This window comes from Fructilactobacillus sp. X3R5C2, from assembly GCF_059901175.1.
On sequence record NZ_JBWXVC010000003.1, the window covers coordinates 150428 to 176443 of the forward strand.

The 26016-nt window shown below is 41.1% G+C and carries 23 protein-coding genes; 9 read left to right on the forward strand and 14 right to left on the reverse strand.

From position 1 onward, the window contains the following. Window positions 1–73: 73 nt before the first annotated feature. The gene (locus AC6UD4_RS04625) at window positions 74–1252 is read right to left on the reverse strand and encodes an aminotransferase class I/II-fold pyridoxal phosphate-dependent enzyme (protein WP_500694102.1); all 1179 of its coding nucleotides are present in this window, start codon (window positions 1250–1252) and stop codon (window positions 74–76) included. A 365-nt stretch (window positions 1253–1617) separates the two neighbouring features. Next, the gene (locus AC6UD4_RS04630) at window positions 1618–2034 is read right to left on the reverse strand and encodes a hypothetical protein (protein ID WP_500694103.1); all 417 of its coding nucleotides are present in this window, start codon (window positions 2032–2034) and stop codon (window positions 1618–1620) included. Between the two features lie 194 nt (window positions 2035–2228). Here AC6UD4_RS04630 and AC6UD4_RS04635 point away from each other — a divergent pair, with 194 nt between their 5' ends. Next, window positions 2229–2990 carry a hypothetical protein gene (locus tag AC6UD4_RS04635; RefSeq protein ID WP_500694104.1) on the forward strand — a complete coding sequence of 254 codons (762 nt, stop codon included), beginning with the start codon at window positions 2229–2231 and terminating at the stop codon, window positions 2988–2990. Between the two features lie 45 nt (window positions 2991–3035). Here AC6UD4_RS04635 and AC6UD4_RS04640 read toward each other — a convergent pair whose 3' ends face one another. The 3 genes from AC6UD4_RS04640 to AC6UD4_RS04650 all read right to left on the reverse strand — a co-directional run bounded on the left by AC6UD4_RS04640 (window position 3036) and on the right by AC6UD4_RS04650 (window position 6757). Next, complete coding sequence (locus AC6UD4_RS04640) at window positions 3036–5309, reverse strand: ATP-binding cassette domain-containing protein (RefSeq protein ID WP_500694105.1); 2274 nt, start codon at window positions 5307–5309, stop codon at window positions 3036–3038. An 11-nt stretch (window positions 5310–5320) separates the two neighbouring features. After that, window positions 5321–6514, reverse strand: a complete 1194-nt coding sequence (locus AC6UD4_RS04645; protein WP_500694106.1) for an MDR family MFS transporter — start codon at window positions 6512–6514, stop codon at window positions 5321–5323. A 120-nt stretch (window positions 6515–6634) separates the two neighbouring features. Then, complete coding sequence (locus tag AC6UD4_RS04650; RefSeq protein ID WP_500694107.1) at window positions 6635–6757, reverse strand: hypothetical protein; 123 nt, start codon at window positions 6755–6757, stop codon at window positions 6635–6637. A gap of 279 nt (window positions 6758–7036) precedes the next feature. On the opposite strand from AC6UD4_RS04650, the gene AC6UD4_RS04655 reads away from it, so the two are divergent. From AC6UD4_RS04655 to AC6UD4_RS04670, 4 genes are all read left to right on the forward strand, one after another. Continuing rightward, window positions 7037–7873 (forward strand): DegV family protein, encoded by an 837-nt coding sequence (locus AC6UD4_RS04655; RefSeq protein ID WP_500694108.1) that lies wholly within the window; start codon window positions 7037–7039, stop codon window positions 7871–7873. Window positions 7874–7936: 63 nt separating this feature from the next. Next, a complete protein-coding gene (locus AC6UD4_RS04660; RefSeq protein ID WP_500694109.1) occupies window positions 7937–8323 on the forward strand; it encodes a fluoride efflux transporter FluC in 387 nt (128 codons plus the stop codon). Next, window positions 8316–8669: a fluoride efflux transporter FluC gene (locus AC6UD4_RS04665; RefSeq protein ID WP_500694110.1), complete on the forward strand. Its 354-nt coding sequence runs from the start codon at window positions 8316–8318 to the stop codon at window positions 8667–8669. Before AC6UD4_RS04660 ends, AC6UD4_RS04665 begins: the two co-directional genes overlap by 8 nt. Before the next feature lie 67 nt (window positions 8670–8736). Further along, window positions 8737–9240: a TetR/AcrR family transcriptional regulator gene (locus tag AC6UD4_RS04670; protein ID WP_500694111.1), complete on the forward strand. Its 504-nt coding sequence runs from the start codon at window positions 8737–8739 to the stop codon at window positions 9238–9240. A gap of 68 nt (window positions 9241–9308) precedes the next feature. Here the strand turns inward: AC6UD4_RS04670 and AC6UD4_RS04675 are convergent, their stop codons facing one another. Further along, window positions 9309–10145, reverse strand: coding sequence for an aldo/keto reductase (locus tag AC6UD4_RS04675; protein ID WP_500694112.1), 837 nt, complete (start codon window positions 10143–10145; stop codon window positions 9309–9311). 111 nt (window positions 10146–10256) lie between these two features. Here AC6UD4_RS04675 and AC6UD4_RS04680 point away from each other — a divergent pair, with 111 nt between their 5' ends. The 3 genes from AC6UD4_RS04680 (at window position 10257) to AC6UD4_RS04690 (ending at window position 15308) form a co-directional block, all read left to right on the forward strand. Continuing rightward, window positions 10257–12002: an ABC transporter ATP-binding protein gene (locus tag AC6UD4_RS04680; protein ID WP_500694113.1), complete on the forward strand. Its 1746-nt coding sequence runs from the start codon at window positions 10257–10259 to the stop codon at window positions 12000–12002. A 92-nt stretch (window positions 12003–12094) separates the two neighbouring features. Next, window positions 12095–13579, forward strand: a complete 1485-nt coding sequence (yjeM, locus tag AC6UD4_RS04685) for a glutamate/gamma-aminobutyrate family transporter YjeM (protein ID WP_500694114.1) — start codon at window positions 12095–12097, stop codon at window positions 13577–13579. A 142-nt stretch (window positions 13580–13721) separates the two neighbouring features. After that, on the forward strand, window positions 13722–15308 hold the full coding sequence (locus AC6UD4_RS04690) for an L-lactate permease (RefSeq protein ID WP_500694115.1): 1587 nt from the start codon (window positions 13722–13724) through the stop codon (window positions 15306–15308). Between the two features lie 73 nt (window positions 15309–15381). Here AC6UD4_RS04690 and AC6UD4_RS04695 read toward each other — a convergent pair whose 3' ends face one another. From AC6UD4_RS04695 to apf, 8 genes are all read right to left on the reverse strand, one after another. After that, window positions 15382–15762 carry a hypothetical protein gene (locus AC6UD4_RS04695; protein ID WP_500694116.1) on the reverse strand — a complete coding sequence of 127 codons (381 nt, stop codon included), beginning with the start codon at window positions 15760–15762 and terminating at the stop codon, window positions 15382–15384. 133 nt (window positions 15763–15895) lie between these two features. Beyond that, on the reverse strand, window positions 15896–16681 hold the full coding sequence (locus AC6UD4_RS04700) for a TMEM175 family protein (protein ID WP_500694117.1): 786 nt from the start codon (window positions 16679–16681) through the stop codon (window positions 15896–15898). A gap of 191 nt (window positions 16682–16872) precedes the next feature. Next, a complete protein-coding gene (locus AC6UD4_RS04705; RefSeq protein WP_500709633.1) occupies window positions 16873–19239 on the reverse strand; it encodes a hypothetical protein in 2367 nt (788 codons plus the stop codon). 87 nt (window positions 19240–19326) lie between these two features. After that, window positions 19327–20253, reverse strand: a complete 927-nt coding sequence (locus AC6UD4_RS04710) for a WxL protein host-binding domain-containing protein (protein WP_500709634.1) — start codon at window positions 20251–20253, stop codon at window positions 19327–19329. A 49-nt stretch (window positions 20254–20302) separates the two neighbouring features. Further along, window positions 20303–20704: a hypothetical protein gene (locus tag AC6UD4_RS04715; RefSeq protein WP_500694120.1), complete on the reverse strand. Its 402-nt coding sequence runs from the start codon at window positions 20702–20704 to the stop codon at window positions 20303–20305. A 20-nt stretch (window positions 20705–20724) separates the two neighbouring features. Then, window positions 20725–21813 (reverse strand): DUF916 domain-containing protein, encoded by a 1089-nt coding sequence (locus AC6UD4_RS04720; RefSeq protein WP_500709635.1) that lies wholly within the window; start codon window positions 21811–21813, stop codon window positions 20725–20727. A gap of 96 nt (window positions 21814–21909) precedes the next feature. Then, the gene (locus tag AC6UD4_RS04725) at window positions 21910–22590 is read right to left on the reverse strand and encodes a WxL domain-containing protein (RefSeq protein ID WP_500694122.1); all 681 of its coding nucleotides are present in this window, start codon (window positions 22588–22590) and stop codon (window positions 21910–21912) included. Between the two features lie 327 nt (window positions 22591–22917). Beyond that, complete coding sequence (apf, locus tag AC6UD4_RS04730; RefSeq protein ID WP_500694123.1) at window positions 22918–23748, reverse strand: aggregation-promoting factor; 831 nt, start codon at window positions 23746–23748, stop codon at window positions 22918–22920. Window positions 23749–24457: 709 nt separating this feature from the next. On the opposite strand from apf, the gene zwf reads away from it, so the two are divergent. Next, a complete protein-coding gene (gene zwf, locus AC6UD4_RS04735) occupies window positions 24458–25933 on the forward strand; it encodes a glucose-6-phosphate dehydrogenase (protein WP_500694124.1) in 1476 nt (491 codons plus the stop codon). Window positions 25934–26016 lie beyond the last annotated feature (83 nt).

Consider the following 26016-nt stretch of genomic DNA (forward strand, 5'->3'; position numbering starts at 1 on the left):
TTGTAAATAAAATAAAATGCACCGCAAAAGAGCCCTTAACTATCGTAAGTAGTTAAGGGCTTTGGTGTCGCAATTATTTTTCTCTTTCTTTTTCGACATACTGACTAATTCGGTCCATTGCTTCTTTTAAGTTTTCCATTGAAGTTGCATAACTAATGCGAACGTATCCCTCGCCGCCTGGGCCAAACGAACTTCCGGGAATGACGGCCACCTTAGCTTTACGGGCTAAGTCATAACTAAAGTCCATACTATTTTGAATTAAGCCAGCCGGGATTTTAGCGAAAATGTAAAAAGCGCCATCGGGATTGGCCATCTTAAAGCCCATCGCATTCAATTTCTCGTAAACAAAATCACGTCGCTTTCGGTACTCTTTCTTCATGGCATCAGTATCATTCATTCCGTTTCCAAGTGCTTCGGCGGCCGCAGCTTGCGCATTTGTGGTGGTTGAAGTGATCGTAAATTGATCGATTTTTTCAAGTTGGCTGGTGATGTCTTTAGGCGCTGCCATGATTCCAATTCTCCAACCGGTCATCGCGTGTGACTTTGAAACTCCATTCAATAAAATGGTTTGTTCGGGAAGATATTTAGCGATTGAGGTGTGTTTACCGTCATAAGTCAGTTCGCTGTAAATTTCGTCAGAAATTACAAAAATATCATGCTTTTTAATCACATCGGCCAGTTTTTGAAGTTCGTCAGGATGATAAGTTTTGCCAGTGGGATTAGTGGGAAAGTTCAAGACAATCGCCTTGGTTTTGGGGTGATCCCTTAAATTTTGTTCTAATTGTTCTGGAGTGAGGACAAAGTCAGTTTTAGAGGTGTCCATAAAAATTGGGGTGGCTCCCCGCAGTTTAATAATCGGAAAGTAGAGTGGAAAAATCGGCGTTGGAATTAAAACTACATCCCCAGGATTTAAAACCGACGTTAACGCCGTATAAATTCCACCGGTAGCTCCAGCAGTCATAATGATCTCCGTCTCCGGGTCGTAGTTTAAATCGTATTTACTTTGTAAAAAGTGCGCAGCTGCATCCCGCAGTTGTTTGGTTCCCTTGGTAGGAGCGTAGTGACTCTCATTTTGTTGAATGCTTTTAATTGCCGCGTCCTTAACGTGTTCGGGAGTATTAAAATCTGGTTCTCCTAACGTTAACGGAATAATATCAGGAATCTGGCTCACCTCATCATTAAATTTTAAAATCGACGATGGTGATAGCTGAAGCATTTCTTGATTCATTTTACTTATTAATGCTTTTGACATTCTAATTCTCCTTTCGATAGACAAAAAAATCCCAGTTAACATTCGATGCTAACTGGGATTAAAAACACATTCGTTATTAGAAATATCCAACGATAATCTGTAATTAGCCTAGTTAGTATCCTTACGGTATCTAATTAGGCCCTCAAAACAACCTTACTTAGATACGCACTTGTACCAAGTAAAGTAAGTATAAAGGTCGTTTTGATGATCAATATGATTATTCATGGAATATTCCTCCTCTTCTTTAATTGCCACTAATTAAACAACTCAAATCACTTTCTGTCAATCATTTTTAAAATATTTACTTCAAAAACGCCATAAAAAAAGAGCTAACACCGAGGTGTCAACTCTCTTTACACTTAATCTTATTGTTCGTTAAATTGTAAGTCCAAGCTAATGTGCTTACCATCTTTACTATCAATAACACGTGAATCAACAAAGACACTGTTCTTCTTAGTCTTAGTGATGTTGTCAGTTGGGTCAACGTCAACTAAAGTTTGAAAAGCGGCATCAGTTAATTTTGATAGTGGAACGTAAGGGATGAATGGAACACCCAAGTATGAGTGTAATGTTTCATCGTATTGGTCACGCAAAACGTTCATTTGGTCCAAAACATCTTGAAGGTCTTTCCCAAAATCAGTTACATCCAAGAAGTAAACGTTTCGAACTTCATCAGTTTGTTCCCAAGGTTGGTCGGTCAAGATTGCTGATACTAAATCAGCCATTTTGTCTTCGTAATCTTTAATGTCATCGAGTTTTTCAATAATCTTTTTTTCGCTCATGTCATTCTTCCTCTCAATATTCAGTCTGATAGTTAATGACTATCACTTACAGTAATCATGATATCACATTTAAAGCGACTAATCGACACCTGATCTCCCATTAAGGTGCGGGAAATTGGGTTGGATTCTTTTTGTGAGATTGAGAAATAATGGTAAGATAATGCATATAAACTGATTAAAGGAGCACTCAATCAATGAACAATGAAACAGTTGGTAGTCGAATGGACCGCAATGTCGGAAACGTAGTTATTAACGTTGTTGATAAAAACGGTCAAAATTTGACTAACCCATTAAAATATTCGCAAACTCCCGGGGAAGCATTTTCAATCGAAGTCCCTGACCTAAAGGGATACGTCGTTCAGGGACTTAGTGGTGATCAAAATGCCGTCAGTTACCTCACTAACGTCACCTTTAAACGAAACGTTGATTATCCGGCAAACATGGGTCGGGTTGTGGCCGTCAATCCGAACGAGAATATCAACGGAACTTTTGCAAGAGGAACGCTCACTTACAACTTGGTGTACGCACCAAGTGCGCAGGTGGTTTCCCCTGGTGTTGATAGAACAGCACCCAATCAAACGCTGTACCAAAGTGCTCCTAAAAAGAAGAAACACCACTGGTTCCGCTGGATCGTAATTATTTTCCTGATTATCATTTTGTTGGGAATCTTTGGCTTATACCGTTCAGGAAAGAGTGCCCAGCAACAGGTTAAACAAAATCCGCCCGTGGTGGTTAAAAATTATAACAATAAACCTGAGAATAATGCTGATAATGGTGGCAACAATGGCAGTAATGAAGCTAACCAAAAAACTCAAGATGTCATTGAAAAAGCCAAACAAGAAATCGAACAAAATGCTAGTGAACGGGATAATAATGCTGTTCAACAAATTATCATGACCATCCAAGATGGTATCAATATGATAAAAGCCAACATTGAGTCTTTCATCGGATTCTAATTCAAAAAGAGATCATCACTGATATCAGTGATGATCTCTTTTTGTTTATCTTTCTTTATAGGGTAGCATGTACTTTTTAAGGGCTTTTCCGGTAAATGATTGGGGAACTTTTTCCGATCCCTCGGGAATTCCACTGTACAGGACGCTTCCACCGTACGTTCCGGCTCCAGGTCCCATGTCAATCAACCAATCAGCCTGACTGATTACATCAAGGTTATGTTCGACGATAATTAAACTGTCACCCTCAGCAACCATTCGTTTAAATAGCTTCAGCAATCGTTGCGTATCATTCATGTGCAGACCGGCCGTGGGTTCATCAAGAAAGTAAATCTTGCCCTTCTCTTCTAGCATCTGGGCCAACCGTAATCGTTGCAGTTCACCACCGGATAACGTGGTCAAAGCCTGATTTAACGCTAAATAATCCAGTCCAACTTCGCTCATCTGTTTCAACGGATTAGCGATTTCAGGGACATCCTTGAAGAATTCAGCCGCGTGAGCAACCGACATTGACAAAACGTCAGCGATGTCTTGTTCGTGATACTTGTATCCCAAGGCTTCCTGACTGTAGCGTTTTCCGTGACACAACTCACAGGTCTGAACGACCGGATCCATAAAGGCCATGTTGGTAATTGTGACCCCTTTCCCCTTACAACGCGGACAAGCACCCTTGCCGTTGTAACTAAAGAGTTGGGTCGAAACGTTGTTAGCCTTCGCAAAAAGTCTTCGAATTGGGTTTAAAATGTTGAGATAGGTCACGGGAGTGGAACGAATACTGATGCCGGCTTGTTTTTGCGTCAGATCAACGTAATTGCCATTTAGATGGTCCTTCATGGCCTCCGCTAGTGAACTCTTACCAGATCCAGCCACTCCTGACAAAACGGTCATAATCCCGGTTGGCACCTTGACACTCACATCGTCAATGTTATGCATGTGAACGTGCTCTAAGTCTACAAATCCCTTGGGTTTAAGTGGTTTGGCGAAGTGATGGGTTGCCCTTAACCATTTTCCGGTCAAAGTATCAGAATCCAACACTTCTGGATAACTTCCAGTAAAGGTAATCTTTCCACCGTCAGCCCCAGATTTAGGGCCAACTTCGACCACGTGATCGGCAATCGACATGATCTCAGGGTTGTGGTCAACGATAAAGATAGTGTTACCCTTCTTCTTTAGGTTAATCATGGCTTTTTTAATCAAAGCGATGTCGTGAGGATGGAGCCCCACACTTGGTTCATCAAAAACGTACAGAATATCTGATAATGAATTGGTCAGGTGTTTAGCAATCTTAATACGTTGCACTTCACCACCTGATAAGGTGCTGGTGGTCCGATCGAGGGTCAAGTACCCTAATCCAATGTCGATTAAAGGTTTAATCTTAGACTCTAAACCCCGGATGATTTCATCTCCAAGGTTATCTTTAATGGACTCCAAAAAGTCCAAGAACTGAACCAGGTCCATCTTAGAAACGTCGTTAATGTTAAAATCATTAATCTTAACACTCAAAGATCTGGGGTTAAGTCGAGCCCCCTTACATACCGGGCAAACTTCCCGGGTCACAATCTCACTAATGGCTTCCTTGTGGTGCTTACCCTCACGACTGTTGATGATTGAACGTTTGATTCTGGGAACCACCCCCTCGTACTGGCTTGTTTTGTAGTAAGCGGGTGCATTGGACAGTTTTTGTTGTGGCGCGTGCATCAACAAGTCATACTCTTCGGGAGTATAATCTTTAATTGGTTTGTCATTATCAAACAAGCCGCTGTAACCGTATCCCCGCCAACGCCAGGTTCCGGGTCCAAAACTAACGAAGGTAATCGCTCCGCCATTAAGTGACTTCTCTGGGTCAATTAACTTCGACTCATCAACTTCATCGACGTAGCCTAACCCCTGACAGTATGGACACATTCCTTGCGGTAGGTTAAACGAAAAGACCTCCGAGTACCCCACAAACGGCTTTCCAATCCTTGAGAATAAGAGTCGTAATAACGAGTAGATTCCCGTGTAGGTAGCAAGCGTCGACCGGGCGTTGCCGGTTAGTTGTTTCTGCTCAATTGCAATGGCAACTGGCAAATTTTTGATGTCACCAACGTGCGGCTGCCCGTACTTTGGGAGATACTGTTGTGAAAAACTAGGAAACGTTTCGTTTAGTTCACGACGTGACATGGCCGCAATCGTGTCGAATACTAACGACGATTTCCCCGATCCGGACTCACCGACAAAAACGGTGATTTCGTGTTTAGGGAGTTTGACGTTAACGTGCTTTAAATTATTTTGGTGTGCGTCAGACACATCAATTGAATCTTTATAATAAGTGTCGACCATGGTTTACCTCACTAATCTTGACGTGTTTTACTTAACTTTCTTGATTCGCTCATCACACAGAACAATGCGAATAAAATCAGTCCGCCGGATACGATAAATAAAGCGGGATAGTTGAAAAATTCAACCATTAATCCACCAAAGAGTGGGCCCACAGCCCTTCCAAGTGACATAAAAATATTAAATAGTCCCTGAAACTTTCCTTTTTGTCTGGGGTCCGCTAACGTATCAATCCACGCCGGAATTCCCGGCAATCCGTTCATCTCACCAAAGGTCAAAATAACCATGATAATTACGAAAACGGCGTACTGTCTAGCAAATATTAACATAAAGAAGCTTAGCGCGAAAATGATTACCCCAAAGGCAATCTGACGACTCATCTTAAACCGAGCCCCGATTTTATTAATAATCGGTTGAATGAAAACAATCAATAACCCATTAATCGTCCACAAGAAACTGTAATTTTCAAATGAGATCCCTAGTTGAGTCATGTGGACTGACATGACACTTTCCCAGAGCGTATAACTCATATAAATACAAAAAACCATGATGCAGATTAGCCAAATCAGTTTTAAACCGTGACTCTTTTTCTCAGAAACATCGTCGTCATCTTGTGAACGCTTAACGGCCGTCGGTTCTGGCCGATGTAATTTAATGTTGAATTCAAAAATCGTCATCAACAACAACACAATGTAAAAACCCGTTGCCACGATGAAAACAATCGAAATGCCGTACTTCATCAAGAAACCAACCAACGCGGTTCCGACAACGACCCCAAGGTTAAGTCCAACGTACAACGAATTAAAAACGTATCGCGTACTTTTAGAGGTGATCATTGAAGCATACGAATTTAAGAGCGTCATGCTGGACCCGTTACCCAGTCCATACAGCAGTAACATAATTCCAAAGATGGGCCAGCCGTGAAAGAAGATCAAAGTCACAATCGAAGTCATCGTAATTAGGACACTGATGATGGCAGTCTTGTATGGTGACCAGCGATCGAAAAGATAACCACCCAGATAGTTCCCAATAATCATGAACATTGACATGGCAAACAGCACGATGCCGGCCGTTGTCAGAGATTCATGAAGGTAATTATGCATGTAGACCGTGGTTAGCGGCCACATAAAGGATGACCCGGTATTTAATAGTAACGAATAGATTAAAACGGTACTCAACCTTAATTCTTTTTTTCTTCCCTTTACCATTTGCTTGCCTCACTTCATTATTCATTTTAATTTTTTCTTTAATTTCAATGCTTACACGATCGACCATAATAAAAGGGGAAACCCAACCGTAGTTGAAATCCCCCTAATAATCAGCAATGCTTACTTTTTTGTCGCATGCTTCTTTTCGTTATCACGCTTTTTGGCAACCAATCCGGCTACCATCGAACCCGCTACCAGCACCGAAACAACACTGGTTAACAGGATTTTCATTTTATTTTTCATGATGAAACTCCCTGCTTTTCTCCCTAATATAGTTATATCTTGTTTGCGACAAAAAAGCTACTTCTTTCTCTAATTTATAATTTTTATAATGTGATTGCCGACCGGTTACACCATTCACACTATGTAACCGCACTTTCAAAGATGAAGTTACCTGTCCCACGCTTAACCAAACTCTCTACTAAAATTAAATCCAATTTTAACTGGGAAAAAACCGATCCTTCTACTATAATTAAGGTCCATAAGGCAAATTAACGAAACGTTAATTGGAGGGAGAAACACATGATTCATATTGTTACTGATTCAACTGCTCAATTAACCCCAGATGAAATTCAAAAAAATAATCTCACGGTCGTACCACTTCAGGTTACCATTGATGGTAAAACTTATGAAGATGGTGTTGACATTACCAGAAAAGAATTCTCCGATCATCTTGCAAACGACAAAGAATTTCCGAAGACCAGTCAACCTTCTCTGGGTCAATTCATTCAAGCCTACGAAAAAATTCAAAAAGAAGATCCAGACGCTTCAATCATCTCCATTCATTTAACCAAGGTTTTAAGCGGAACGGTTGAGACGGCTAGGACCGCTGCCAAACAAGTGGGCGGAGACATCTCAGTCCTAGACAGTGATTCCACTGATAGTGGTCTTACTTTTGCCGTCATACGCGCTAAAAAATTGGCCGATCAAGGCAAGTCTGTTAACGAAATTATGGACAATTTAAAGGCTTTTGTACCAACCATCATGACCTACGTTTTCATCAACAGTTTTGATTACATGGTCAAGGGTGGGCGTGCTAGCCGGGCGGTTGGCTTTATCTCCTCACTAATTCAACTAAAGCCCGTAATTCAACTGACTGAGGGAACTTTAAAACTGAAGTACAAGTGCCGTGGCATCAAGAAAATGACCAAGATTGCCAACCAAGTCACTGATGAAATCATCAATAATAAGGATATTTCTGAAGTTGGTCTTTCATACGTTGATGACGGAACGGCCCCAAAGAAAATTGCCGCTAAGATCAAGGAAGCTAGACCTGACATCGACGTCACCTGCCGTCTGACAAGTCCCATCGTTATGACGCACGTTGGTCCCGGTGGATTTGGCTACATCTTCGCATAACTTAATCCTAACAATTAAGATCGGACATTTATGTTCGGTCTTTTATTATGAAAAGAGGAAATCATGGAATCTCTGTTAATTTTTGTTTTTGGTGCTCTTGGGGGAATTAGCCGATTAGCAATTACCAACTTAATCTACTACCACACTTTTCCCATTGCCACCCTTTTAATCAATTTAATTGGGACATTTCTTTTACCAATCTGGACGGACTACGGTTTTAAAAAGTTACGTCTTCCCAAAATCTTCAATCGGGTCATCGGCACGGGCTTCATTGGCTCGTTTACCACCTTTTCTGGTATCATGGCCGACACCATCAAGTTAGCACTGATGTCTAAATGGCTCTTTTTAGTCATCTATCTCGTAATTTCCATTTTTCTTGGTTTCGCCTTAGCATTGTTTGGCACTAATCTTGCCGCCAAATTAGTTGAAAGGAGTGAATTTAATGATTAGTTCATACCTTTTAGTCGCAGTTGGAACGGGGTTAGGCGCTGTTATGAGATTCACCATGACTCAATTATCCAAAAAACACAATCGTGGTGTGCTTGCCACACTAACTGTTAACACCGTGGGCAGTTTCATCTTGGGCATGTTAATTCCATTCGCGGGATCTGGACTAGCTTTCTTAATTGGGACAGGATTTTGTGGTGGTTTTACCACTTTTTCCACCTTCAACAGTGAGATTGTCAACTTTAAGTTCGAGCATAAATTCAAAGCGGCCCTCACCTATCCCATGATCAGTTATTCGTTAGGAATCCTTGCATATCTCTTCGGATTTTTCATCAATCGATTATTGTGAATTAGCGGTTAACACCGTGTCAACATGTGGGTATAATTAAATTATTACATAGAAGGAAGGATTTTTTATGCCATCATCAACTTTTGTAAATCTCCCCCAGGCAAAAAAGGATCGCATCAACAGTGCCCTTTTAAATGAATTTTCCGCTCATCCCTTCTCTGACGCCCAAGTTGCCAGGATCATCAAGGATGCCAAAATCTCACGTGGAGCCTACTACAAATACTTCATTACCTTAAAGGGCGGCTATGATTACACGCGCAGACTGGTTTTATCAACCATTCACCAGCCTTTCACAAATAAAAAGCTTGATGAACTGAAACCAAGCGACTACGTTGATGCCGCCCGTTCCTTTCTAGAAGATAGTGCTGAAAGTGAATACTTTGAATTTATTCAGATGGACATCCTGCATAATCAGAAAAACATTGATGATTCGGCAATCATTAAGCTGCCAGCCAAACGGTGGGCCATTACCGTTCTGTGCCACCAGACGATTAAAGAAGCAATGGAATCTCCCAAAGATTCTGAAAAATTACTTCATCGGCTTCAAAAAGTTCTTGAAATTATTTATTAATTAATCCGTACAAAAAGGAGACCCACTTCTGGGCCTCCTTTATTAATTGATTTCAAGCATTAATTAATCTAAAATTCTTCGTAAGTGGCTGGATCTTGATTATGAGTTCGACCATCTGGCTTGGTTAACGAATCAATCGTTTCCATATCTTCAGGAGTAATCTCAAAGTCAAAGACGTTCAAATTACCACTCTGTCTACCAGGATGAGCTGACTTAGGAATTGGCAGCGTTCCCAACTGAATCTCCCAGCGTAAAATCAATTGACCAACGTTTTTATGGTACTTAGCGGCCATATCAACCAGAACTGGGTTCTTTAACATCTCACTGGCACGACCAAGTGGGCTCCAGTCTTCGGTTAAAATCCCGTGTTCTTCATCATAGTGACGCATATCAGCCTGATTAAAGTAGGGATGAAGTTCAATCTGGTTGATTGATGGAATGACACCAGTTTCATCAACTAGCTTGTCCAAGTAGTCTGGTAGGAAGTTACAGACTCCGATCGTCCGAATCAAACCATACTGTTGGGCATCAATCAGTGCTTGCCATGCTTCAACGTAGTTCCCCTCTTTGGGATTAGGCCAGTGCAACAAGTAGATATCAAAGTAGTCTAGACCAGCCCGATAAAGTGACTCTTGAATGGCATTAATGGCACTCTTTCGGTCGTAGTAACGGCCTGGCAACTTTGAAGTTACCAACAAATCAGAACGCCGTACGTTCGAGTTTTCAATTCCACGACCAACGGCCCCTTCGTTTTCATAATTATAGGCAGTGTCGATTAACCGATAACCTTTATGAATGGCAGAAGTGATCGCCATTGCACCTTCAAAACCCTTTAAAAGATAGGTCCCAAAACCAATCTTTGGAACCTGCATTCCGTTATTTAACGTGTAATACTCATATTCCATGATGAGAACTCCTCTCAATGTGTTTCTACGATTAGGATAGGCGGAATGAATATTCGTTTCAAGCAAGTCGATTTGTGATAGGATAGTAGTTACGATTTAAGGAGTGATAACGTGAAAAAGAAAAACCAAAAAAATAACGGATCCTTTAACTTTCGGGGATTCTTCCATCTAATTCGACAAACTAAACCCCACTACTGGCAACTAATGGTCGGACTGATCCTGGGACTAGTCGCTACTGGAGCCCAACTAACGGTTCCAAAGATTGCCCAGGTCATGGTGAACGACTTCGCCAAGGGCGTGAGTCTAGTCCTGATTTTTGCCATGGTTATTTTATTCGTCTTAAGTGCCCTAATTAACGCGGGCTCAGGAACGCTCCTGGGTTTCTTCGGTGAAGACGTAGTGGCTAACCTTCGAGAACTACTATGGGAGAAAATGGTGAAGTTAAACGTTCACTATTTTGATAGCGTGAAGACCGGAAAAATGACTTCGCGGCTCGTGAGTGACACGGATCAGATTAAAGACTTATTGTCAGTTTCATTTCCCAACACGATTACGTCGATCTTTCAACTGATCGGGGCTCTAATCATCATGCTAATCATGGACTGGCGAATGGCCTTAATCATGTTTATTGCCATTCCCATCGTCATGACTGTGATGCGACCCATTATTCACAAGTCAAGTCAGATTGGGAAGTCGCGTCAGGACCAAATGGCTGATTTCAGCGGAAAGGCGCAGGAAACTTTAAACGAAATTCGCTTAGTTAAATCATCAAATGCCGAACCGTACGAAACCAACGCTGGTTCTAACTTAATTCACAATCTGTATCGAATCGGTCTCAAAGAATCGGTCTATGACTCCATCGCGGGACCAATTCTGAACACGGTCATGATGGCCATGATCGTCGGCATTTTAGCATATGGCGCTCATCGGGTTGCCATTGGAGCCATGACCATCGGAACCATGTTTGCCTTTCTAATGTACCTGTTTCAAATCATTGGTCCCGTTAGCATGCTGGGTCGTTTTGTCACTGACCTCTCGAAGGCCAATGGTTCTACCGAACACGTCCGAGAACTCCTCATTGAACCCGAAGAAGACTTTGCGTCAGGCTTCTCGGATGATATTGGAGGTAAAACGTTGCGTCTCAATGACGTTAGTTTTGCCTACGACCCCGACGAACCGGTCCTAAAAAACGTCAACGTTGCCGCCAAGCCCAATCAAACCACGGCCTTCGTCGGACCTTCTGGAAGTGGTAAATCAACCATCTTCAGTTTGATTGAACGTTACTACCAGCCAACGTCTGGCACCCTTACGATTGGCAAGGAAAACATCGAGGACATTAACCTCTCTAACTGGCGACATCAAATCGGACTGGTTAGTCAGGATTCAGCCATCATGGCGGGAACGATTCGCCATAACTTGACCTATGGACTAGACGAACAGTTCACCGATGAACAACTTTGGCACGTCCTAAGCCTGGCGTACGCGGAGGGCTTTGTAAGGGAGATGCCTGAGGGACTTTCCACTCAAGTTGGTGAACGAGGAATCAAGGTCAGTGGTGGTCAAAGACAACGACTGGCGATCGCCCGGGCCTTTTTGCGGGATCCAAAGATTTTGATGCTTGACGAAGCTACCGCCAGTCTTGATTCACAATCAGAGGCCATGGTTCAAAAGGCGCTTCATCAACTCATGAAGGGTCGTACCACTCTCATCATTGCTCACCGATTGAGTACCATCGTTGATTCAGACGACATTTACTTTGTTGATCACGGTGAAATCAGTGGGCATGGGACTCATGAAGAGTTAATCAAGACCCTGCCCAAGTACCGCGAATACGTTAAAATTCAATTTAAAAAATAAAGAATTCAGCAATGAATTCTTTTTTTGTGTCACAAATCGGGATTTTCCTGTTATACTTTAAGAATTATTTAAGAAATTGGAGGTTACATTTGATGGACAATAAAAAGTTATCATTATTTGCGTTAGTCTTAATGATCTTTACATCCGTCTTCGGATCAGCGAACATTTCCAGAGCGTTCTATCTAATGGGGTATGCCTCAATCATCTGGTACATCCTGGCAGCGCTCTGCTTCTTCATCCCGTTCGCGTTCATGATTGCGGAGTTTGGTGCGGCTTTTTCAGAAAAACACGGTGGCATCTACACTTGGATGAGCGAATCAGTTAACCCTAAATTCGCCTTCACGGGAATCTCAATGTGGTATGCTTCCGCCATCATCTGGATGGTCAACACCAGTTCCGCCATCTGGGTCCCACTTTCAAATGCAATCTTCGGCGTTGATAAAACGTCAGATGCTCATCTCTTTGGACTTTCAAGCGTTGAAACCATCGGACTTTTAGCCGTCCTTTTAATGGTCGTAATTACGTTCATCGCTACCCGTGGAATCGGTCAAATTCAAAAGGTCACTTCCATCGGCGGGTTTGCGGCAATGCTAACCAACGTAATCCTCATTGTTGGTGGGGCCATCATCCTTTTAATTAACGGACATACCTTTCAGCCACTTTCCTGGAAAGCCGTCTTAGTATCACCCAATCCGCAATACGATTCATTAATTAATGTCCTCGGATTTATCGTATACGCAATCTTTGCCTATGGTGGACTAGAAACCATTGGGGGGCTCGTTGATCAAACCAAGACTCCCGAAAAGACTTTTCCTAAGGGAATCACCATCTCGGCCATCACTATTTCCGTTGTCTATTCGATTGGCATTTTCATGGTCGGAGCTTTTACGAACTGGAACCAGATCTTGGATTCAAAACACAACATTAACTTAGTCAACATCCCTTTCGTTATCATGAATAACTTTGGTTATCAACTGGGGACCGCCCTGAACTTTCCTCATGGCGTCTCCGTTCAAATCGGGATGTGGGTCAGCCGTTACGTCGGGGTTTCCATTTTTCTTGCGCTAAGTGGGGCCTTCATTACCCTCGTTATTTCGCCAATCAAGACGATCGTGGAAGGAACACCCAAAGAAATCTGGCCGAAGTTCTTTACCAAAATCAACCGACACAACGTACCAGGCAATGCCATGGTGATTCAGGGACTCTTAGTCATCTTATTCATCCTCGTAATCTCGTTTGGAGGACAAAGTGCCAAAGCTTTCTTCAACATTTTGGTTCAGATGACCAACGTGGCCATGGTAATTCCGTACCTGTTCATTGCCTTCTCGTTCATTGGTTTTAAAGCCAACCAGAAAATCAAGAAGCCCTTTGTCTTCTACAAGAATTCACTGGTCGCTAAATTAGCGGTCTGTGTCGTAATGCTAACGGTCGGTTTTGCCATTATTTTTACGATTATCGCTCCCGCTTTGAGTGGCAACTACGTAAGCAGTATCTGGATGGTCGTAGGACCAGTACTGTTTGGTATTGTGGGTTATCTTTTGTACCACCACTACGAAAAAAAATATCTAAGTAAATAAGCAAAAATGAGGTGTCCCTTTGGTGAGGGGCGTCTCATTTTACGTTTTAACTGTTCGATCTCCCTTAGCTTGAACTCGGTGACTCATGTATAATAGTTATAAGACATCTTTACCGCAAAGCACTAAGAGGAGAAAACATTATATGGAATTATTAGTTTCAATGTTTCCGATACTAGTCCCAATAATTCTGCTGGGCTTTTTAAACATGCCAGCTTTAAAGGGAATGAGTGTAACGGCAATACTTGTTATTTTAGCTAGTTTATTGGTTTGGAAGATGCCAATGAAAGCTCTGGCAGCCTCAGCCATTCAGGGAGTCCACAAAAGTCTGACGATTGCCTGGATTCTCCTTGGGGCACTGTTATTACTAAGAGCACTGGAATACACCGGATCAGTGGACCGGATTAACGCTGGCTTCACCAATTTAACCACCGACATGCGCCTGCAAGCCATCCTGATTGTCTTTCTGTTTGGGTCCCTAATTGAGGGAGTCTCGGGCTTCGGTGCTCCAGCCATGGTCACCGCGCCACTGCTAATTGCTCTGGGCTTTAAACCGCTCTCTTCAATCGTTTTAGCCCTTGTAGCCGACTCAACTGCCGCCTCGTTTGGAGCCGTAGGAACTCCAATAACAGTTGGTCTAAGTAACACCGTTAGTCCCGCTGAGATGGGCAAAGTCGGGTTAAAGATTGCTAACCTCGAGTTAATCAGTGGGACCCTGGTTCCGCTGATCCTCATCGTTATGCTGGTCTTTTTGCTTCCCAATCAATACACCAAGCACCGCTTCAAATCAGTTTTACAGGTTACTCCATGGTGTCTTGCCATTGGGTTAATCTACTCGACTTCAACCATTATCAGTCAATTATTACTGGGGTACGAACTAACATCCGTTATCAGCCCCATCATTGCCCTGATTTTCGCCATCTTAAGTATTAAATTCAACATCTTACTACCAAGGGATGTTAAGAAAAATCCATGGCAGCAGTCCGAAAAAGTAACTATCAAAGAGCCCCGAACCGACATTTCACTAATTAGAGCGTGGTTACCATACGTCCTCGTGGTCGTTTTACTGGTAATCCCTAAACTCGTCAAACCGGTCCATAACTGGTTAAACAGCCACGTCAACCTATCATTAACCAACATTCTTGGCTTTAAGGCAATTGACTCGAGCTGGCTCCTTTTAGCTTCACCGGGAACCGTCCTCTTGATTGTTGCCCTACTAACGGTTCTGCTTCGTGAAGAATCATTTCGTTCGTTTTCACACGAAGCGTGGGACGTGGTGAAATCAATGAAGACCACGCTTCTGACCTTAATTGTGACTTTAATCATGGTCCAAGTCTTTACTAACACCAATTTTAACGGCGCCAAATTAGACAGCATGCCCGGTTACTTGGCATCGTTTATGGCTACTCACCTGCATGGCGTCTGGCTAGCAATCGCACCAATCCTAGGCGCGGTGGGATCATTTGTCACCGGGAGCACGACCGTCTCCACCTTGACTTTCTCATCAATTCAGGCTGATGTCGCCGTGGACGCTGGTTTAGATAAATTTCTCATTCTCGCCGGTCAGGTCATCGGCGCCGCCGTTGGAAACATGATTTGTGTCTACAACATTGTTTCCGTGAGTGGCGTAGTTGGCTTGAAGGGACAAGAGGGGACAGTAATGCGGAAGACTGCCATTCCAGCAGCCGCTTATCTCTTTTTTCTCATTATCTCCATCTTCATATTCAAATAATTATAGGTAAACAAAAAATCCATCCCAATTCAACATTGGAATGGATTTTTTTCAGATTTAATTATCAAAAATTTTAATCTTTAAACGTCCATACTTCGTTAAGTAAAAAGCCAATAAATCCTAGAATCAGGATTAAATCAGTCCACATAACGGAAAGATGAGAGATCCCGATTATTACCAAAAGAAACACCAGCAGGGTCACAACCCCACCCCAAACACGTTGCTTGGAGGTAATTTCACCCGCAATCTCCATCGCTGGATTCTTAATAAATAAGGTGACCGCCCAAATGATGATACAGAGGGCACTCAAAATAATCAAAATCCAGTCAATGAAACCAATGGGAAAACCGTAGATAATCTCCTGAATCCCCTCAACCACGCTGGTTCCAAATAAAATCATGGCCATGGCCGTCCACAGTAAACTGATACGACTAGTAAATGCGTTTTTCTTCATATTTAACACCTACCTTTAGATAAATTTTAACATATATTTAACTTTGAAAGAAAAATGTTGAAAAAAAAGGGACTAACATCATTTGTTCATTGACGTCAATCCCTAAAAATATTTTATAGCAATGCTTTAAGTTTTACCTCTGATCAGCGGCCCACTTGGCAAACTGGGTCCAAATCTCATGCTTTTCTTTCTCATCATCAGTACCTTTTGACGCCTTAATCGTCGAAGCTAACTTGGCTTTTAAGGATTTTTTCTGATCAGCCGTTAAATTCTTCACCGACTCGGTTAAATTAACCTGGCCCTCTTCCATTCCTTGATTAGCCAAGTTCAAGGTCCCGTGCTCGTGGCTGTTTTCAATAAACGACCAAATTGGAATAATGATAAATAAAGTCAAAGCAATTCTAGGAAAGAAAAACGCCAAAATAATCAAAATGACGTACGCCGCAATTGAATAGTTAAAGTTTCTGGCAAAAATATAGTTGAAAACTTCATGTTGCTTGGAGTGCTTTCGGTACTTGACTTCCGCAATTTGTGACACAATGATGCGAAAGACCACCAATAAAATTAGTGAAAGAGTGCCATAAAGCATCACCGTGATTTGCGATGTATCGTCGGTCATAAGCTTTGTAAAAGTTGGAATTAACGACATGAAAAAGAGGAACACCAGGTCCATGACAACCGTCTTGTTGGCAACTTTTTCGGTATCATTGAATACTTGTGCATGCTGGTACCACAAGTTCCCAACAAAACAGAAACTAACGGCATAGATTCCAATGGCACGAAATAGAACCAGATACTCAACGTTTCCACCCATTTTCTCAATCGGCAGTTCCAACACCATCACGGTAATAATGATGGCAATAATGGCGTCACTGAAGGCATCAAGTCGATCTTTCATTTTTTTCTTGATTTCACCCATAACGTTTCCTCACTTTGATAGATTTACGCTAATTATAGCACGCCATTATAGAGATTTTAAGCCCATCAGAAAAGCGTTTCACAATTACCAACGTTATGTTTAATTTACATGCAACAAAAAAGGCTATCAAGTCCTTGATAGCCTTTCGTTTGGCAAAATATCTCATAATCACGATCACTGATTGACCGTCTTTATGGCGTTCCACTATCTTTTGAACCATACTTGATGCTCCAATTAAGCGTAGCGTCATATCCTCCGGTACTACCGACGGCACTCCCACTCTGGTTCATCCTTAAATCAAGTCCTTGATTAGCATTCCATTTAATTGGAGTCGTAATCTTACCATCTTCCTTTTTCCCAGGATAGTTGTAAACCTGGACGTTGCCAGATCCTGGATTCAAAATGGTGGGTTGCTTGCTGTTTAAGGCAAAGTAAGCCAGTGAAAATGGTGAGCCGGGTCTTCCAATCTCATGTGGATTTTCAGGAGTATTCTCCTGAGAGATCCAGACACTGTACGGACTCTTAACACGACGGTCATCGGTTAAACTAGCAACCTCGTACCCTTTGTTGATGTCAATCGGGGTCTTTTTCTTGCCAAGGTTTCTTGGTTGCATGTACTGATCCTTAAAGAAGTAGTCATTTTGAAAGCCGTAGTCTAAATCCTGCGGTTGATTCAAAACAACCGATCCATTGTAGAAATTATAGGTCTCTTTTCGTCCTTGAAACTTAAGTGAATCCTGGTTGCGATCGGTTCCCGTCAATTCAGGGATTGAACTCATATTATCAGGATTATTGTCCCCAAGCTGAAGGTCAGCGGTAACATTAGTTACCTCTCGACCATTCATGTCTGGAAGATTCTTAATCGTAATCTTCTTAGCGTTCTTAAAGTTAGAGTTGGAGTCTTTCCCACTAATCTCATAATCGGTGGTGTCACTTACCGTATAATCACTATTACTAATTGGTTCTCCGTTAACATCAATGTTCTTGATGTCTTTAATACTTGGAACCACAAATGAATACGAACCATCTTTAAACTGCGTGCCTTCAATCATGTTATGAAGGGAAATCTTGTACTGGACCTCACTTCCGTCTTTGACGTTGGTCAGATTATTGGTCCAAGTATTACCACCGTCATTTGACATCTGGTTTTGTAAAATAACCCGTGGCTTAACGTTGTCGTACGGGTTATTCGACATTTCGACAGTCGCCTGACTTGACTTAACCACTCCGTCATCCGGTGCCGTAAAGTTACTTCCCTTAGCGGTTACCGTATTCTGCTTAGTATTAGGATCTGGATCAGTAATAATCGTTCGAAATCCAACCGAGTCAGGTTTCCCGTCATCGTCGATGGGTTCAATTCCGTTGGGGTATTCTGCCACGATTTGATCGTTATCGTCTAGACCACGCATCCCTAGATTGGTCATGTCATCCGTGACCTTAACGTTATCCCAGGTATTTCCTAAACCATTATCTTTGTAGTTATAGGTATCGACCTTATAAAGCATCACGTCTCCAACCTTAGCGTTAGTGACAAGGTCCTTAAATTCGCTCGGATCAATTTCCTTAATCATGTCATTTGCGGCACCGGTATCACTATCGTAGGGATTAATGTCCTTATACTTCCCCTCACGTTGAAGTGCACTTAAATCACAAACTAATTTTTTAACTCCAGGAATCTGAGGAATTTCGGTATTGGCAATGGCACTGACCATGTTCAACGCACCAGTTGCACCAGTAAATCCCCACCATGCGTAGTTACCTTGAAATTGGCTCAAAGGAACATTTTCAGTAGTGGTATGCTGATCAATTCCGTCAATTGAGTGACCAGACTTGGGATCATTATACGTAACGGTTGCGGTGGCATGATCCGACCTGGCGTTACTATCTGGTTGCCAGTCATTAGGCATCCACTTATAAGTCACCGGGATCCATGTTCCCTGATTAGCCGTTAAAGATGGCGTCTGACTATAATCATGGTGATTGATTCCAATATGATCTTTATCGTGCCAGTCAAATGGACCAGTGAATTCATTTGGGTAAATGAACGCCGTATGTGGAATCTTTCGCGGCAATTTATGGTCACTATAATCTCCGTTGTAGTATGGATCAAACTCAAACGATAAAGCATTGTGAATAAATTGGGTTCTCAAATATGCTTTTTTAGGATTAACATGATCATTGTCAATTGCCTTTGAAACGGTTCGGACGTTTCCATATGAACCGAGTGATTCACCCGATGATCCGATGGCATTTGGATTGTCATTTTGCAGGGTAAAGGTCAGTCCATCAGCTAATGTTTTAACTTTTTTCGGGTTTTTCATATAAACGTAAAACTTAATTGTAAACGGTTTTTGTAAATCAACTTGGTTCTTCCACCACATGGTTTGAGCAGAATGATCATCACCAGTATTATCAGTTACCACCTGAACGTTGGGATATCTTTTTTGAACGCTTTCATTCGGTTGAATCCCAGCAAACATAAATTCGTCCATTGACGGACCTGATTCCGGTGGTGCAGGAATGTTATACGGATTATCTGGATCCGCCCTAACACTCATCATTGCGCCACAAATCATAAATACAGCAGTACAAACCACTCCTATTAATAGCTTATAAAGTACTTCTCTTTTTATTCTCATTTTTTCTCAATTCTTTTTATTTTTCTTTTTGTGATAGAACATCCGACAAATCCAAAAAATAATCCAAATTTCGATGGTCAAAAATACCGCAATTAAAACCGGTACGTATGACTCTACTTGGTTTGATAACTTTAGTGGGGTAAACGTCTTGTGCAATCGAACCGTTTGCTTGTCAGAATGGATCATAACATCCATTCGATACCTACCAGGTTGCAATTTTTGATAGGGAATTGTCCACACCAAAGGAGTATTCGGGGCAATACTGACATTCGAATATTCCTTTATCGTATCCACTTTTTCGTTATGAAAAACTTTGACTCGCACCCTCGCATGTTGAATCAGCTGTGGGTAATTATTCTTAATCGTAACTTTAAACGCATTTAATCCATCATAATTTCCACTCTCAATGTTTGAAATTTTTAAACGATCTAATTTCAATCCATCCTGTCCACTTAACGAAACTCCAATAACGTAACTGGCTAAACTGTTAACCTTCTCGTTTGAAACGGAAGGAACCACTCCAGTAGCAGTGATGCCAGCAAGTTCTGTTCCCATAACTCGTGAATTTGTCCTGATTTGGTAATTGACTACCTTACTTGCATCCGGAGCCAAATTCACTTCTCTTTTAAGTTTTCCAACAACTTGTCTAGAAACCGAATTCTGATCATTTTTAAGCACGCTTGGATTAGCGTATGAAATACTGCCACTCGACGTGGTCGTTGCATTATTCAGCGTTAACCTAATTTTAATGGGACGGTCTCCATGATTTTTCAAAAGAAGCGGAAGCTGGTATTCCCGATTCGGTTTAGCTTGAATCGCAAAATACTCTTTGCCCTTTTGAAGCGGGAGTCCACCCAAAACTGGCGTGGCAGAAAATGACGGGTAATCATCCGAATTGGCCTGGGAAGTCATTGGCACAAACAGTTCAATCAACAAAACTCCAACTAAAATTATAATTTTAATTAGTTTTCGCATTTGAATTTTATTTCGAATTCTTCAATTCTAATTTTTTAATGAAATGACGGTTTAATATAATCAGAAAAGCGATAAAGAGAAAAATCACTCCGGCTACCATTGTGCCCCATTTAAGCATTTGTCCTGTTTGAGGTAACGTACCTTGTTGCTCTCCACTAACAGCAATGGTTGGCGGAATTTTAGTGCCTTCTGATTCAGAGGGACCTGGGGTTTTATTAGACATATCTTCAGGTTGACCACCCTGTCCATTGGGTGCTGGGGTTACATTTCTACCAATTCGAATTGTGGTATTTGAATTAGATTCACTCTTCGCAAACGAAGCTGCATTCGCTTCTAACCCAACGGCTATTAAAATAGTTAATCCAGTTAACAGTACCATCCTTAAAAACTTAGAACATTGTATTCGCATTTGTACATCTCCCAACCTAGTTATTTAGATTGATCGTTTCTTTTATCAAGTTCTGCTTGCTGTGCGGCAATCAAATCCTTTTGTTTTTTGTGTTGACGGTACAAAACATAGCATAAGATCAAGATTAAGATTAACAAGATAATCAATAGGATGATCCACCACCAGTTTTTATTAGCATTATTAATTGCTGCCTGAGCAATTGAAATATGGAAATCTTTTTCAATATCCCACTTGTTTCCGTTAATGTCTGAAGCCTGCAAACTCAAATGATAATTACCGGGTAACAACGCATTTTTGCCAAAATTATTCATAAAATTAAAGTTGGAATTAGGCGCCATACTTAAGCCACTCTGGTTGGCCTTACTCAAGACTTTCTTTGGATTACTCTTTCGGTAAATCTTGTCTTTTAAATGCATTTGACTAACTGTCGTGGGCTTTTCGTTCGCTAACTTAGTATAAATCACCGGTTCATTAGATACCTTCCCCGGTTTAATGCCTTGAGCCGTAAGCTTTGGTTTAATGGTTTGATTAGTGTTGTCACGAAGATAGACGGGCATTGCTAAAGCAAACTTATTATTAACGCTGACCCCCCTTAATTTAGCTGCAGAAGGTGGTAATTGTGGACTAACGTACAGTCCACCCATGATGACACCTTGATAGGTCTTGTCAGGAGCTTTTACGTTAAAGTTAACGTTGGTTCCCTTATTAGGAGCTAAGTTAATCGTCTGCTTCTTGTCTCCTTGGACTAAATCCTTGAATTTATACTTCAAAGTTTTATCAGTCGGAAACTTATTAGTCGGATTGAGCGCAATGGCACCACCACCGGAAGTAAAAGCAGTTGTTGGTTCAATGCTAAAGGACTGGGGTGATTTGGATAAATTAACGATGCTCAAACTAATTTGTTGGGTTTGACCCGGCTTGGTTTGAACAAAGATCACTCCATCTTGCTTAATTTGATTCTTAGTGTAATTCGGTTTAACCGCAATTGATGGACCTTGGGCTGCATTTGTTTTTAAGGTTCCAAGTATCGGAATCATCAAAAGAATGGTTGCAACGGCAAGTAAAAACGGTAACCAGAATTTCTTCAACCTTGATAAAATTACAATCACGTCCTACTTAATTAATTTTCTAATTTACTAAAAAGAAGACAAACCGTACGTGGTCTGTCTTCTTGGTTATACAATACACACCCGTAAAGAGAACTATTAGTTAGTTGGGTTTTGTGGGCCTTGTGCGTTAAGAGTCCAAATAATTGGTGCGTTGTAATCAGCTGGAGTAACGTTAGCTGGCATGTTCAAACTAGCGTCAGTACTCTTTGAGTAGTCAACTGAAGTCGTTCCTAAACCTTGACCAGCATTAGCTGAAAGAACTTGGGAAGAATTGTCAGCTCCAGCATTCAACAATGGAGTATTTACTTGAGCGGCACTTCCAATGCTGTTTTTAACAGCGGTTTGGTTCAATTGAACACCCCAACCATTACCTGGTTGATCATTGAATTGACCTAAAGCAGCTGAAACAGTCCAACCAGCACCATTTGGTTGATCTTTGACGGTACGACCATCAACAACAACTAATTGTGGTTTACCATTACCTGTTTGGTTATCATGCAACGGAATCCCAAATTGTGGGTTACTGTTGTTGGCTGCTTCACCGAAGTTTAAATCTGGAACTTCTTGTAAAGTTAAGTATCCGGTTCTTACTTGAACGTGAGCTTTTGATTGTCCTTGTACTGAACCAGTAGTGTCATTAGGAGTTGCACTAGTGTCTGCTGGAAGATGAACAGGAGCAGCGTTTACATTAATGTTCTCAATGGCCATTGACAAACCTAAAACGGCTGCTAATGATGCCACACCTAAAACTAATTTCTTACCAATATTTGCTTCCATAAAAAACTACCTCCAAAAAATATATTATTTTATTGCTAATAAATTGTATGTTTGTAATGGTGATAAAGCACCACAGACACGCAATCTAATAACATCTTTCACAAAGACATTATACCATAGAATAAAATCCTTGTGCAATAAAAATAGGAAAAATTTCACAACACCCACTTCTTTTCACAATATCCTAATAGAATCCTGACTTCATGCAAAAGTCTACTATTAGTATAACTTATAAATTGATTACTTTTCAAGCTAAAAAAATCACGGTGACCTTTCGATCACCGTGACTTCAATTAATTCTTATTAATTAGTTAGTATAAATTTATCTTAGTACCAACCGTGTGATTGCCAGAATGATTGGGCACCTGACCATGAACCATAACGTGAAGTTACGTATTGGTTAGCAACTCGATCTTGGTTAGCAGCTGAGTAGTCACCATTTAAGTATGACTTAGATAATTGGTACTTACCGTAGTAGTTACCATTTGAAGCAGTGTATGAACCACCTGATTCACGTGCAGTGATCCAAGCTTTGGCTGCATCATCACCACCGTTGCTTGAGTAGTTAACGTTAGATGGTTTAACAGTGTTAGTTTGTACAGTGTAAGTTCTTTGGTTAGTTCGTGGTGCTGCTGGAGCTGGAGTACTCTTTTGAGCTGATGCTTGTACATTAGCCTTTGGTGATTGGGTTGGTTGAGTATTAGCTTGTTGTTGTGCAGCTGGAGCTTGTTGTACGGGAGCTTGAGCTTTTGGTGCTGCTGGGGCTGGGGCTTGTACTTGAGCCTTTGGTGCTGGTTGAGCAGCAACTGGTTGTTGTACAGGTTGTGCAACCTTAGCAACTGGAGCTTTAACAGCTGGAGTAGTCTTTGGTGCTTGGTAACCAGTAGTTTGTGCTGGTTGTGATACAGCATTTGGAACAGTAACACCAGTTGGGATTACTAATCTTTGTCCAACTGAGATTTGGTCAACATTTTGTAAATGGTTGGCTTTGGCGATTTGGTTAGTAGAAACTTTGTATTGTTGAGCAATTTCTGAAACAGTGTCACCTGATTTAACTGTAACGTTTGTTGAAGCATGGGTGGTGTTAGCACCTACTGCTAATAAACCTAATGCTGCGGCACTTGATAAAACTACGGCCTTGATACTTTTTGACTTCATAATAATAATCACTCCTAATCTAAATTTCTTAACTAATTTTCGTTTTCCGGTTTTCTGTTTTTTAAATTCGTTGATCTCCTGTATCAATCAACAATGTATATACTAAACGGAAAACATTACACACAAATAACACAGTGTTTAAAAAAATCGCCGATTTTTGTTATTTTGTAACATAAGTAACATGTTTTGCAACATAACCCTAAAAATCACCGGATTATTGAGTGTTTTCTGTGTCATTTTGTAATTTTTGCTCTTTTTTTGCCATATACCCCCTTCAATTTCTGCAAAATTACTCCAAAAAAAGTTTGACAACCATATTTTTAGGTTAATTCAACCTAATTTTTCCGTTTTTGACCAGTTTCTACTATATTAATGTATCGATTGTCAGATTCATCCTCAGTTTTGAATTTCTCACTACCATCTTATTTTTAATTACTAAAACCATATTAATATGGTAGAAAACTTTTTTATGTCATTTAAATTATCAGCCCTTTTTTACGGCCAGCCACTTTATGACCTGTACCAATTTGGCAATCAAAAAATTATTTTGAACTATTTATAATGAAGAAATGCGTCAAGTTAGGGATACTTTAGATAGCGCTTTCATATGTGGAACAATAAGGAATAAACCACTTTTTTTGGTAGCAGTAGTGTTATATAATTGGTCTTGTATACGAATAACTATAATTATTAAAAGGAGTGAGTATTAATGGCAACTGCTAACCGTGCATTATTCATGCTTTTCGGTGGCACTGGTGACCTTGCTTTGCGAAAGTTATATCCAGCCTTATTTGAACTTTACAAAAAGGGCAGTATTGACAATCATTTTGCACTGCTTGGGTTAGCTAGACGACCCCACACCGATGAGGAATTTCAAAAAATGGTTTTGGATTCCATCTCGTCAGAAGCAGATAATCAAGAACAAGCTGAAGAGTTTGCTAGTCATTTTTACTTCAGATCTCATGATGTTACCAACGTGGAACATTATCAGGCCTTAAGTAAATTAGCCGACGAACTTGACAAGAAATACGAACTTAATGGTAATCGGATCTTTTATGTTTCAATGGCCCCAAGATTCTTTGGAATCGTTGCTAAAAATCTGAAGGAACAACACGTTCTTTCAGACAATGGTGGCTTTAACCGCTTGGTAATTGAAAAACCATTCGGTCGAGACTATGAATCTGCTGAAAAATTAAATGATGAATTAACCGCTGCGTTTAAGGAAGACCAAATCTTTCGCATCGATCATTATTTAGGCAAAGAAATGGTTCAAAGTATCCCAGTTATTCGATTCGGTAACCCCATCATCGATGCCGTTTGGAACCACAACTACATCGATAACGTCCAGATCACCCTATCCGAAAAACTTGGCGTAGAAGACCGTGCCGGATATTACGACACAGCTGGTGCTTTACGTGATATGATTCAAAACCATACCATGCAAATCATGACCCTCCTTGCAATGGATAAGCCAGAATCATTTGTTGATACTGACGTTCGTGCTACCAAGGTCAAAACCCTTGAAAGTATGAACTTCTATGATACTGAGGGTGTCAAAAAGAACTTTGTTCGTGGTCAATACGGAGCTGGTAGTGGTTCAGCCGCCTACCGTGACGAGCCAGACGTTCCACACGATTCTAATAATGATACCTTTGTTGCTGGAAAAGTAACTTACAATCTTTCTAGATGGGAGGGCACTCCTTTCTACGTTCGAACTGGTAAGAAGTTAAAAACCAAAGCCACTAGAGTTGATATTATCTTCAAAAAAGACATTAACAACATCTTCAGTAAAGCCGGTTTGCCAGATACTCTTAAAACCAACGTCCTCTCAATTTTAATTGACCCTCGTGGTGGAATTACACTGAGAGTCAACGTCAAGGATTCCAAACAAGGTTTCCATACCGAAACCATCGACCTTAGTTACCTACAAAATGATGCTCGGGCTTCAGAAGTTCCTCAACCATACGAGCGTCTTTTCCATGACATCTTAAATGGTGATCACACCAACTTTGCAAGCTGGCCAGAAGTTGCCGCCGCTTGGAAGTACGTTGACCCCATTCAGAAGTACTGGGACGAAACCAAACCTGATTTTCCTAACTACGAACCGGGCTCAATGGGACCAAAGGCAGCAGACGAGTTATTAGCTCGAGATGGTCACAGTTGGTACTTCCCTGCTGAAAAGTAAAGAAAGTGCTTACAAAATTTGAAGTTTCTATTTCACAATTCTAATGTGAAATGGTAAACTACTAGTGTAATGAATTAACATAT